Source organism: Aeromonas cavernicola (assembly GCF_002795305.1).
In the GTDB taxonomy this organism is placed as follows: Bacteria; Pseudomonadota; Gammaproteobacteria; order Enterobacterales; family Aeromonadaceae; genus Aeromonas; species Aeromonas cavernicola.
On the sequence record NZ_PGGC01000195.1, the window covers coordinates 1 to 12,086 of the forward strand.

The 12,086-nt window shown below is 59.6% G+C and carries 10 protein-coding genes and 1 pseudogene; 2 read left to right on the forward strand and 9 right to left on the reverse strand.

The features are described from left to right. The 4 genes from CUC53_RS17130 to CUC53_RS17145 form a co-directional block, all read right to left on the reverse strand. A partial coding sequence (locus CUC53_RS17130) for an FAD-binding and (Fe-S)-binding domain-containing protein (RefSeq protein WP_100295245.1) occupies positions 1–2,374 on the reverse strand: 2,374 nt, incomplete at its 3' end. Next, positions 2,375–2,494, reverse strand: coding sequence for an LUD domain-containing protein (locus CUC53_RS19510; protein WP_338027671.1), 120 nt, complete (start codon positions 2,492–2,494; stop codon positions 2,375–2,377). It abuts the gene before it with no gap. A 377-nt stretch (positions 2,495–2,871) separates the two neighbouring features. Next, positions 2,872–3,036 (reverse strand): hypothetical protein, encoded by a 165-nt coding sequence (locus CUC53_RS18925; RefSeq protein WP_157798316.1) that lies wholly within the window; start codon positions 3,034–3,036, stop codon positions 2,872–2,874. A 10-nt stretch (positions 3,037–3,046) separates the two neighbouring features. Beyond that, positions 3,047–4,759: an L-lactate permease gene (locus tag CUC53_RS17145; RefSeq protein ID WP_100295247.1), complete on the reverse strand. Its 1,713-nt coding sequence runs from the start codon at positions 4,757–4,759 to the stop codon at positions 3,047–3,049. Between the two features lie 144 nt (positions 4,760–4,903). On the opposite strand from CUC53_RS17145, the gene CUC53_RS17150 reads away from it, so the two are divergent. Next, entirely contained in the window at positions 4,904–5,809 is a 906-nt protein-coding gene (locus tag CUC53_RS17150) for a LysR family transcriptional regulator (RefSeq protein ID WP_100295248.1), read from the forward strand. A gap of 35 nt (positions 5,810–5,844) precedes the next feature. Here the strand turns inward: CUC53_RS17150 and CUC53_RS17155 are convergent, their stop codons facing one another. Then, positions 5,845–6,630, reverse strand: coding sequence for an alpha/beta fold hydrolase (locus CUC53_RS17155; protein ID WP_100295249.1), 786 nt, complete (start codon positions 6,628–6,630; stop codon positions 5,845–5,847). Positions 6,631–6,745: 115 nt separating this feature from the next. On the opposite strand from CUC53_RS17155, the gene CUC53_RS17160 reads away from it, so the two are divergent. After that, positions 6,746–7,123, forward strand: a complete 378-nt coding sequence (locus CUC53_RS17160; RefSeq protein ID WP_100295250.1) for an MmcQ/YjbR family DNA-binding protein — start codon at positions 6,746–6,748, stop codon at positions 7,121–7,123. 156 nt (positions 7,124–7,279) lie between these two features. Here CUC53_RS17160 and CUC53_RS17165 read toward each other — a convergent pair whose 3' ends face one another. From CUC53_RS17165 to CUC53_RS17180, 4 genes and pseudogenes are all read right to left on the reverse strand, one after another. Beyond that, a complete protein-coding gene (locus CUC53_RS17165; RefSeq protein WP_100295251.1) occupies positions 7,280–8,572 on the reverse strand; it encodes an NAD(P)/FAD-dependent oxidoreductase in 1,293 nt (430 codons plus the stop codon). Positions 8,573–8,647: 75 nt separating this feature from the next. After that, a complete protein-coding gene (gene ycfP, locus CUC53_RS17170) occupies positions 8,648–9,187 on the reverse strand; it encodes an alpha/beta hydrolase YcfP (RefSeq protein WP_100295253.1) in 540 nt (179 codons plus the stop codon). 174 nt (positions 9,188–9,361) lie between these two features. Then, a complete protein-coding gene (locus CUC53_RS17175) occupies positions 9,362–10,291 on the reverse strand; it encodes a DUF808 domain-containing protein (RefSeq protein ID WP_100295252.1) in 930 nt (309 codons plus the stop codon). A 330-nt stretch (positions 10,292–10,621) separates the two neighbouring features. Continuing rightward, positions 10,622–12,073: pseudogene (locus tag CUC53_RS17180) on the reverse strand (phosphoribosylformylglycinamidine synthase subunit PurQ); the annotation flags it as partial. Positions 12,074–12,086 lie beyond the last annotated feature (13 nt).

A 12,086-nucleotide genomic window follows, 5' to 3' on the forward strand; every position in this document is an offset into this window, starting at 1 on the left:
TGTCGAGCAGCACCGGCCAGCGGCCTTGCTCGCTGGCTTGCCACAGGGCGGCGGCCAGCTCGCTGCGTTTGGCCTCAGCCAACTCGGCCATCCCCTTGCTATCAAAGGGCATCCCACAGCAGAGCCCGTCAATCCCAGCAGGGATGATGACGCGGCAACCGGCTTTGCGCAGCAGGGATTGCACCACCTCTGGCAACGCAGGGGCGCCGGCTTGCTGGCCAAAGGTTCGGCTGGCGCAGGATGGCAGATAGACCACGGCGCGCTCGTGGCCATCACCACTGCGATGGCCACGCAGCCCCTCCCCTTGCTGCCAGCGATAACGGCTGGGGCTGGGTAAGGTGGGCAACCAAGCGGGAGTGCGCTGGCCGCTTAAGCGCCGCATGCCATTGACCAAGCCCGCCAAGGGGCGATCGCCCGCCACCTTGGTAACAATGCTTTTGAGGCCAAGGGCGGTGCGGGCCACGCGGGTCACCGTGGCGAAGTGGTCAGCACTCCAGCGGGCGATGGGGGTAAAGCGGCGGTATTTATCGCTGCGCAGCTTTTTGATCAGGGTGCCGGTATTGATCCCCACTGGGCAGCGATCGGCGCAAAGCCCGGTCGCCGCGCAGGTCTCCACCCCCTGATAGTCAAACAACTGAGCCAGACTGCTGGCCTCTTCACCGCTGCGCTCTCGGCGCGAAAGCTCGCGAAACAGCACGATGCGCTGGCGCGGCGAGAGCGACAAGGTACGCGAGGGGCAGACCGCTTCGCAAAAACCGCACTCGATGCAGGCATCGACGATGGCATCGCTGGCGGGCATCGGTTTGAGGTGGGCAAGATGGGCGTTGGGGTCATCGTTGATGATAACGCCGGGATTGAGCAGGCCCGCAGGGTCGAACAGCGCCTTGATCCGGCGCATCAGGTTCATCCCATCAGCGCCCCACTCCAACTCAACATACGGGGCCATGTTGCGGCCAGTGCCATGCTCGGCTTTCAGTGATCCGCCAAAACGCACCGCGACCAGCTCGGCCACCGCATCCATAAAGGCGCCATAGCGGGCCACTTGGGCGGGTTCGTCAAAGCCTTGGGTAAAGACAAAGTGCAGGTTCCCCTCCAGCGCGTGGCCGAAGATGATCGCCTCGTGATAGGCAAATTGATCAAACAGCGCCTGCAGCCCTGCCACCCCCTCGGCCAACTGCTCGATGGGAAAGGCCACATCCTCAATGATCACGGTGGTGCCGGTGGTGCGCACCGCCCCCACAGCCGGAAACAGCCCCTTGCGAATGGCCCACAGCCCAGCGCTGTCGCGGGTAAATGGCACCGAGGCCACTTGGCTAAAGGCATCGCTGATGGTCATCACCTGTGCGCAGCGGGCCTCTAGCTCAGCCTCAGTTTGGCCATGCACTTCAATCAGCAGCGCGCAGGCGGCCAGATCTAGCGTCTTGATAAAGTCCGGCAAGCCGGGTTTGCCCGCCACCGAGCGCAACGAGCGGCCATCCATCAACTCCACTGCCGCCACAGGTGCACTTTTCAGGCGCGAGGTCGCCAAACAAGCCTGCTCGCTATCACGAAACACCAGCAGGGCCGAGGCTTTGAACGGGTGCTCGGGCACCGTTTTGAGCACCACTTCGGCGATAAAGCCCAAGGTGCCTTCTGAGCCAATCATCAGGTGGGTGAGGATGTCAACCGGGTCTTCATAGTCGATCAGGGCATTGATGGCGTAGCCCGTGGTGTTCTTAAGCCGGTATTTGTGGCGAATTTTGGCCGTCAGCGCCCCATTGGCTAGCACCTCGGCCCGCAGAGTAGCCAGGCCCGCCAGCAGATCGGGGCGGGCGGCGGCAAAGGCTGCGCGACTGGCCGGATCGCTACTATCGAGCTGGCTGCCATCGGCCAGCAGCACCGTCATGGCGTGCAGGGTGTGGTAGCTATTGTGAGCGGTGCCACAGCACATGCCGCTGGCGTTATTAGCGGCGATGCCGCCCAATTTGCAAGCGTTAATCGATGCCGGATCGGGCCCGATCTTGCGTCCCAAGGGGGCTAAATAGCGGTTGGCGTCGGCCCCAATCACCCCAGGTTGCAGGGCGATGCGATCGCCGCCGTCCAAAATACGGTGGCCGCGCCAGCGATCGGTCAAGGTGATCAGCACCGAATCACTTAGCGCCTGCCCAGACAAGCTGGTGCCTGCGGCACGGAAGGTACAGGGCAGGGCGAGATCGCGGCACACCGCCAACACATAGCGCACCTCCTCCAGCGAATCGAGCCGCACAATGCGCTCGGGCACCAGCCGATAGAAACTGGCATCGGTGCCATGGGCCAGCCGCAGATCTGGGTCGCGGACCAGTCGTTCGGCTGGGATTTTCGCCAATAGGGCGTCGTCAAATTGGTTCCAACTCATTTACTTATTCTCCACCAACACCGCCAACAGGCGGCAGGGACCATGGCCACCATAGGCCAAGGTCTGTTGAATATCTGCGGTTTTCGAGGCGCCGGATACCCGCACCACCTTGTTCGGCATCTCATGCAATCAGCGACCTTGCTCGGCCACCGACGCAATGGCTAGCACGCTGCGCGTGCTCACCACCATAGGACCTGAGGATCAGGGTGCCGATATCGGCGATGGCCCCCCAAGTATGGGAAATTCCTGCCTGGCCGTGGCCAAACTGAGCTCGCCATGCCCCTTTATCATCACTGTACCAAGGCAGCCAGTGCCTAGGGTGTATGCATGGGGGGCTGACGGGATAGGGACGGCGGCACCTCGCAGCCGCCCCCAAATCGACGCTTTGCTAGACATCATATTGCTCCTTCTTACTGCTTATTGAGAGGGCGATAACGGCGACGTATTAGGCTATGTGAACTGGCTGCGGCCGAACTGGGCCGCATCCGGCCATCACGTTATGGCGCTAAACCACTCGCCAGCGTGATAGCCACGGGCTTATCTGGCGTGCAAGACGCTCGGCGCGAGGGGATAGCGTCGAGCCCCGCCACTGGGTCAAACAACGCCACCAGGCGGGTGACATCGAGATAGACATGCTCAGACTTGGCCAGATAGATCTGCATCATCGGTTCCTTACGGCTGTGGCCGCTGGGGTAGTTGCAACAGCACATCAGAGATCTGGCCGCTGTAGATCAAGCCCAGCCCAATCAGGCCGGTGGCCAGCAAGTAGTAGAGGGTCGGCAGGGCGGTTTTGCGCAGGGTCTCCCCCTCGCGGCCCAGCAAGCCGACCGTAGCCGAGGCGGCCACCACATTGTGGATGGCGATCATATTGCCCGCCGCCGCCCCCACCGCTTGCAGCGCCAGCATGGCCGCGGTGGAAACGCCTAGGGTCTGGGCCACCTCGAACTGAAATTGGCTAAACATCATGTTTGACACTGTGTTAGAACCCGCGATAAAGGCACCCAACGCACCGATGGTCGCGCTCAGGGCGGGAAAAAAATCGCCAACCATGGCGGCAGCAAAGTTAGCGGTGGTCACCGGCATACTGGCCAGATCTGCGCCATTGACCCCAGAGTTGATGAAGATACGTACCATGGGCACGGTAAAGATGAGCACAGAACCAGCCCCCACCAGCGTGCGGCACGACTCGCCCATGGCGCTGGCCAAGGGAGCCAAAGTGCGGCCTTGGCAGAGGCTAGCCAGCAGGGCACAAAACACCAGTAGACCACCCGGCAGATAGAGTGGCTCGATGGCGGCGCTCACCCCCGACTCCCCCAGCAGGTCATCAAAAGCGATATTGACCGATAACAGGCTCGCTTTAAGTGTGGGGCTCACCCGGCTGGCTACCAACAACAGCGCCAACAACACATAGGGCAGCCACGCCAGCACCAGCGACATCGGCCGCTGTGCTCCCGTGTTGAGATCCAGTTTGATGGAGCCCAGCCACGCGGCAGGCCAGCTCTGTTCTGGGGCAAAATCCCAGTGATCGGTGGGCACCAGAAAGCCGTGGCGGGCCGCCATCACGACTAGCGCCAGGCCCACCAAGCCACCGATCAGTGAGGGAAATTCAGGGCCGAGTAACACACCCGTCAAGGCATAAGGCACGGTAAACGCCAGCCCAGCGAACAGGGCGAACGGCAAGATGGCCAACCCTTCGGTCCAGCTACGGTGGCGGCCGAAGAAGCGGGTCAGCATCATCACCATCAACACCGGCATCAGGGTGCCGACGGCAGCATGGATCAACGCCACATTGGTGGTCACCTGCTGCAAGTAGATATCCCAACTGCTGCCACCGGCAGCTAAGGTTTGGCCGATGCTCTGACTGTCGAGCCCCTTGTTGATCCCCACCAAGATCGGGGTGCCCACCGCGCCAAAAGAGACCGGAGTGGACTGGATCATCATCCCCAGTAGCACGGCGGCAAGCGCTGGGAAACCGATGGCAACCAGCAAGGGCGAAGCAATCGCGGCGGGCGTGCCAAAACCGGAGGCCCCCTCAATAAAGGCACCAAAACACCAGGCGATGATGATGGCCTGCACTCGCCGATCCGGTGAGATCGTGGTAAACCCCCGTCGGATCGCCGCGATGGCACCGGTGTGTTTTAAGGTATTGAGCAGCAAGATGGCGCCAAACACGATCCACAGCACCGTCACGGTAATGATCAAGCCTTGCAGGGTGGAGGCGAGCACTCGGGTCGGGCTCATTTGCCAACCCACCAGCGCGATCAACACGGTCAGCAGTAAAGCGATGGGCATGGCGCGCGATGCTGGCCAGTTGAAGCCGACCAGCAGCACGGCAGCCACCACGATCGGCGAAAAGGCCATCATGGCCAGCAGGAGGTCACTCATTGTTGCGTCCTTGTCCAGAGGTCGTGCGGTGGCCGCACTTTATTGTTTTGTGTTGTCGTTTTATTAAGCGGCGTGACCTTACCCTGTTCCTTTTGCCTGATATATGGAAATAATGCACAACATTAGTTCCAAAAGTTGATCAATATGGCCAGTACCGATGACCTCATCCTGTTCGCCCAAGTGGTAGAGGCAGGCTCGTTCAGCAAGGTCGCTGAACAATATTCCCTAACAAATTCAGTGGTTAGCAAGCGCATAGCTCGTCTTGAAGAGGAGCTCGGGGTGCAACTGCTCTATCGCACTACCCGCAGGCTGACCTTGAGCGAAGCCGGTAAAACCCTGTATCAAGGTGCTCGTAATGTGAAGGCAGCCGCACTGGACGCCTTTGATGCAGTGGCGGGCTTTGGCGAAAAAGTGAGTGGCCATGTGCGCATGTCGGTGCCGACCATCTCGGGGGAGCTGCTATTGGCCGATGCGGTAGCGGATTTTTGTCAGCAACACCCGGGGCTCACCGTGGAGATGTCGCTGGATAATCGCTTCGTCAACTTAGTGGAAGAGGGGTTCGATCTGGTGATCCGCACTGGTTATCTCGATGATTCCAGCCTAATTGCCCGCCATATCGTCGATTCCCAATGGGTGATCTGCGCTGCCCCCGCCTATGTGCGCCGCTGCGGGGCGCCGCGCCAGCCGCGCGATCTGCTCAGCCACAACTGCTTGCGCTACGCCTACCAGAGTACCGGGGCATCGGAGTGGGCCTTTCGGGGGGAAACGGGCAACTATGAACTGTCGGTGGCGGGCAGCTTTTCCACCGATAACGCGGGGGCGCTGCGCAAGGCCGCTTTGGGCGGGCGCGGCATTGTCTATGTGCCGCGCTGTTTGGTGTATCACGACCTGATGAACGGCGATTTGGTTGATTTCTTTCCCGAGCAGGTGGGCAAGAAGCTCGGCATCTACGCCGTCTACCCCTTTACCCGCCAGCCACCGCGCAAAATCCGGCTGCTGATTGAACACATCCGCCAGCGCTACCTCGACATTGGTCACTACTTTGTCTAAACGACGTTAACGGGATAACACCAACAAGGGCCGGCTTAGGCCTTTGCGTGAGCGGCAAGAAAGGCCAATGACTGGCGGTTAAAACGCGCGGGCTGCTCCACATTACAGACATGGCCGCAGCCGTCGATGACCTCCAGCTGGCTATAAGGGTCACGGGCCACCTGCTCGCGCACTGGCGCTAGAAACAGATGATCCTCCTGCCCCATCAGATAGAGCGTCGGGATCGGCAAGGTGCGCTCCTTGAAGTAGCGCATCAGCGGATTGACATCAGCGGCCAAGCGAAACCAGCGTTTGAACTCTTGTTGGCACAATTTGCGCGCCTCCCGCACAAACAGGTGACGCGACTCTTGATGGTGCTGACGCGGCATGATGATGAAGGCAAACAGCCGATAGAGCCACATGTAGGGCAGGATGTGCTGGCCAACTCGCCCCAGTTGGACCAGCAGCCGTGAGCGCACATCGAGCCGCAAGATAGCCCCCCCCAGTACCATGCTCTTGACCCGCTCGGGGCACAGCTCCGCCAGATGACGGATCAAGATAGTGCCAAGGGAGATGCCAACAAAGTGAGCCGAGCTGATGCGCAGGTGATCCAGCAGTTGCACGATGTCTTCGGTCACCGCCCGAAAGCTATAGTGGCCCTTCACTACCTGCTGTAATGGGTGAGATTGGCCGTGACCGCGCAAGTCGAGCAGCAGCACATTAAAGTGCGCGCGATAGGCCCGCAGCTGCTTAAACCAGATGGCCGAGCTGCCCCCCGCGCCGTGGACGAAAACCACCCAATCTCGGCGTGAGTCTTGTTCGAACGTTTTGTGATACAACATCCCATAGGCTCCTGCGGTGGCGGGGGATATACTCGGCGGCGCATAGTAGCAGAACCGCCCCCCTAATGGGTATGTAGACCAGCATGAACCGGATCACTCACTCGGTAACCGTCCCATGGATCTGACCTCGTTACGTCACTTTTTACTGGCCCTGCCTGGCGCCAGCGAAGATACTCCTTTTGGCCCAGAGATCTTGGTCTATCGGATCGCCGGTAAGATGTTTGCACTGGTCAACTGGCAAGCTAACCCGCTGCGCATCAACCTCAAATGCGATCCCGCACTGGCGCTGCTGCTACGAGAAATCCACCCCGAAGTGACGCCCGGCTGGCACATGAACAAGCAACACTGGAACACCGTCACCTTGAGCGAGCAACTGGCAGCGCCGCTTTGGCAAGGCTGGGTGCAGCACTCGTATGATCGGGTCGTTGCGGGGCTGCCTCGGGCGCGCAGACCTGCCGCGCCACAGCGCAAGCAGGCCGACTCAGCCCACTGACAGCACAATCCTATGACGCAGGGCGAGCATCCGCCAGCGAGCCAGCGCAAAATGGGGATCATCGCCAGATGATCCCCATTTTTGATCAGGAAGTGGTTACTAAAGAGTAACGACCAGCGCACGGCAGCCTATGCCACCCTGCTGGGCCCTGCTATATCAGTGCAGCTTTAAGGTCGGCCGCAACACTCGGTTGATCCGCCCCACCAGCATGATAAGACCGGTCTTGATGTAGCCATGCAGCGCCACTTGGTGCATCCGATAGAGCGAGATGTAAACCAGACGGGCAATGTAACCTTCCACCATCATGGAGCCGCGCATCAGGTTGCCCATCAGGCTGCCCACTGTCGAGAAGCGGCTTAAGGATACCAAGGACCCATGATCATGATAGAGGTACGGCTTCATCTCCCCCCCTGCCAGCTTGGCCAAGATGTTGTAGCACGCCACGGTCGCCATCTGGTGAGCCGATTGAGCACGGGGCGGCACAAACTTACCATCGGGCTGTGGGCAGGCGGCGCAATCCCCGATGACGAAAATGTGCTCGTCACGGGTGGTCTGCAGGGTCTCTTTCACCACCAGCTGATTAATGCGGTTGGTCTCAAGCCCAGCAATCTCTTTCATAAAGTCGGGGGCTTTAATCCCCGCCGCCCACACCATCAGATCAGCTTCAATGAGCTCACCCTCTTTGGTGTGCAGCCCCTCGCGGGTCGCTTCGGTGATCATGGTGGCGGTGCGTACATCCACCCCTAGTTTCACCAACTCCTGATGCGCAGCGCCACTGATCCGCTCTGGCAACGCCGGCAGGATACGAGGGCCCGCCTCCACCAAGGTCACCTGCAGGCTGTCGGTGGTGAGGTTTTTAAAGCCATAGGCATAAAGCTGCTCCACCGCATTGTAAAGCTCAGCAGAGAGCTCCACCCCCGTCGCCCCACCGCCCACGATGGCGATTTTCACTTTGTCACCCGGCTGATATTCGGTAGCAAACTGCAAGAAGCGGTTCATCATGCTGTTGTGGAAACGATGGGCTTGAGAAGGGCTGTCGAGGAAAATGCAGTGATCCTTGATCCCCTTGGTATTGAAATCGTTGGAGACCGAACCGATGGCCATCACCAGATAGTCGTAAGGCAAGGCTCGCTCGTTGACCACGATCTCGCCGCTATCGTCGTGGATCGGTGCCAGCACAATCCGCTGCTCATCGCGCTGAATATCGGTCAGGGTCCCTAACTGAAAGTCAAAACCGTGATTCTTGGCATGAGACTGGTAGCTCAGCGCGTCGATCCCTGCATCCATCGACCCCGTAGCCACTTCATGCAGCAGTGGTTTCCACAGGTGGGTACGGTTGCGATCCACTAGGGTAACCTTGGCTTTGTTCTTCTTGCCAAGCTTACGGCCCAAGCGAGTGGCCAGCTCTAACCCACCGGCGCCACCGCCTACAACGACAATATTCATCATCATGATTTTCCTTACGTTCCTTAAAACAAAAGGGAGCCATTGGCTCCCTAAAACGAAATCAGTCGACGTGCTGGATCAGGCATCTTTGAAGGCTTTGATCCGTTGCAGATGGTGCGAGATGTTCTTGAATTTATGGGTCTCGCGCTCATCCCATACGATGTCGTAATAGTTCTTCAACTCACGTTCAGTGCCGCCATTATCGCGCACTTCATCCTGCACTGAAAGGATGCACAGGCAGTTTCCTGAATTTTTATTACGAAATTCAGTTACACATTTGGTGCCGATGTCATCGTACTCTTCTGGCCGGTCAATCTTGCCCTGCATGTTCTCTGCTGGGTGCAGGTTAGGGTTGAAAATCACCTGTTTAATGCCACACAGAAAGCCAATCCGCTCACTCCAATAGCCCCCCAGCCCCACCCCACAAATCAGCGGTTTGGGGTCAACGCTCATATCGAGCTGCTTTTTCACCTCTTTGAGCAGGTGACTCATGTCATGGCGGGGATGAATGGTGCTGTAGTGTACGAAACGCACATCATCATCAATAAACTGCAACTGCAGCACTTTTTCGTGATTGCCGGAACTGGTGGCATCAAAGCCATGCAGGTAGATGATCATGGATAAGCCCTCAGGATCTGTGTCAGTTTTATCGAAACTACCCCAGCGATAGCCTTGGGTGCCACCAAAACATCCCACTTTCTTGCTTTAGATCACGCCCTTATCAGGCGCAGCACAGCTGTCGCCCCTTCTCACCCGTGCTGCGCCGCCAACATAGTGACCGAGCAAAGGGCCTTATCCCTGCACTGATGAAGCGGGCTTGAGCTTACCCAACAAGGTGATGATCAGCACCAACACCATGCCAGCGAGCAACCCTGCCAAGGCATTCAACCCCGTTGGGATGAGGGCCGCCAATACGCCACCGACGCTGGGCAAGGTTGCCACTGCGGCGGCCGCCCCTGCAATGAGGTGATGAGCCCACGGCCAGCCATGCACCAAAATGCCGCCACCGACCATGAACATGGCAATGGTGCCTACTAGCGCTAGCAGGTGCATTAACCGAGGGGCGGTGACCAAGAGTCCCCGACCCAGTGCCCGGCGCAAGGGCGTGGCATCTGGCTTTTGTAATAGGTGTAAGCCAATGTCATCGAGCTTGACGATCAACCCCACCAGCCCATAAACCCCCACCGTCATCAGCAGCGCAATCCCCGCCACGACCGCGATTTGCAGGCCTAAACTACTGCCCTGTACCGTGCCAAGGGCAATCACAATGATCTCGGCCGAGAGGATAAAATCGGTGCGGATCGCCCCTTTCACTTTTTGCTGTTCAAAGGCCACCAGATCATCGGGGATCTCGCTCGGGTGCCCCTCCCCGCTGCCTTCATCATGGGGGAGCAGCTTATGAACCAGCTTTTCCGCTCCCTCAAAACAGAGATAAGCACCGCCCAGCATCAGCAAAGGGGTGATCAACCAAGGGATCAGCGCACTGATCGCAATGGCGGCGGGCACCAGAATCAATTTGTTGCGAAATGACCCTTTCGCCACTGCCCACACCACCGGCAGCTCTCGCTCAGCGCGCACCCCCGAGACTTGCTCGGCATTGAGGGCCAGATCATCCCCCAGTACGCCTGCCGTCTTTTTGGCGGCCACCTTGGTCATCAGGGCTACGTCGTCAAGTACGCTGGCAATATCATCAAGCAGGGCCAACAAACTGGTTCCGGCCATATCACTCTCCTTAGATTCGTTAAAAGGCGGCTAGTGTAACCAGAAGCTGGGCGTTCGGCAGCCCCCAGCAGGCGGGTCTTTTCATCTTTCTTTACTCGTTGATTCACTATTGATATCAGCCACTTGCCTGCCAAATGGGGTATGGCACACAACCTGGTTTCAGTGGAACCCGACAGACAGCCACCCCTGCGCCATCAGGCGCAGTGCAGAACCCGAGACCCGCCCTATAGAAAGAGAGGGGCAACCGCCCCCCTCTCTATTTCCATCAGCGCAGGTGTGCCATGCGCTTGGTGATGTCACTCACCTAGACGAGCTAGGTGCCGCACAGGGTTAACCCAAGGTCACCCGCGCGTTGCGGAACATCCGCATCCAAGCGCCATCCTCACCCCAGTTATCTGGGTGCCACGAGTTGGCCACGGTGCGAAACACCCGCTCTGGGTGCGGCATCATGATGGTGGCACGGCCATCAGTGGTGGTCACGGCGGTGATGCCGTCTGGCGAGCCGTTCGGGTTGGCCGGGTAGTGCTCGGTCACGCTGCCGCGGTTATCGACAAAGCGCAGCCCCACCAAACCACTCTGTTGCAACACGCTCAAGTGAGCGGCATCACGCATCTCGACCCGCCCTTCCCCGTTGGAGACGGCAATGGGCAGCACCGAGCCTGCCATGCCGGCGAAGAAGGCAGAGGGGGAGTCCTGCACCTGCACCAGACTGAAGCGCGCTTCGAAGCGCTCGGAGCGGTTGCGCACAAAGCGCGGCCAGAGATCGGCGCCCGGGATGAGGTCGCGCAGGTTAGACATCATCTGGCAACCGTTGCACACGCCCAGCGACAAGGTATCGCCACGCTCGAAGAAGCGCTGGAACTGCTCGCGGGCGCGATCATTAAACAGGACTGACTTGGCCCACCCTTCGCCGGCCCCCAGCACATCGCCGTAGGAGAAGCCGCCACAGGCTACCAAGGTCTGGAACTCCTCCAGCGTGATCCGGCCGGAGAGGATGTCACTCATATGGACATCGACCGCCGTGAAACCGGCACGATCGAACGCCGCCGCCATCTCCACATGGGAGTTGACCCCCTGCTCACGCAGCACCGCCAGACGCGGCGACGTGCCACGGGCAATGTAGGGGGCCGCCACATCCTCAGCAGGATTGAAGGTTAGCTTGGCATGCAGACCCGGATCGGTGGCGTCCTGACGGGCCGCGTGCTCACTGTCGGCACACGCCGGGTTATCACGCAGACGCTGCATCTGCCAGCTGGTTTCACCCCAGAGGGTACGCAGCGCGGTGCGGCTGGCGCGATAGACCTCCTGACCCGCCCGCTGCACCGTGATGAGATCCCCTTCGCGCACGGTGCCCAGAACATGGGAGCAGGCCGCCAGACCGTGACCGGCCAGCAGGGTCGGCACCGCCTCTTTATCTTCACGGCGTACCTGAATGACGGCGCCCAGCTCCTCGTTGAACAGGGCTGGCAGCAGCTCGCCACCGATGCGATCGAGCTGGATGTCGAGACCGCAGTGACCGGCAAACGCCATCTCGGTCAGGGTGACGAACAAGCCGCCATCGGAGCGGTCGTGGTAGGCGATCAATTTGCGATCGGCCACCAGCGCCTGAATGGCGTTGAAGAAGCCCTTGAGCTGAACCGGATTGTCGAGATCCGGCGCCTTGTCACCCAGCTGGCGATAGACCTGCGCCAGCGCCGAGGCGCCGAGGCGCTGCTTGCCGTTGCCAAGGTCGATAAGGATAAGGTCGGTTTCACCGAGATCGGTACGAAGCACAGGGGTAACGGCTGTCTCTTAT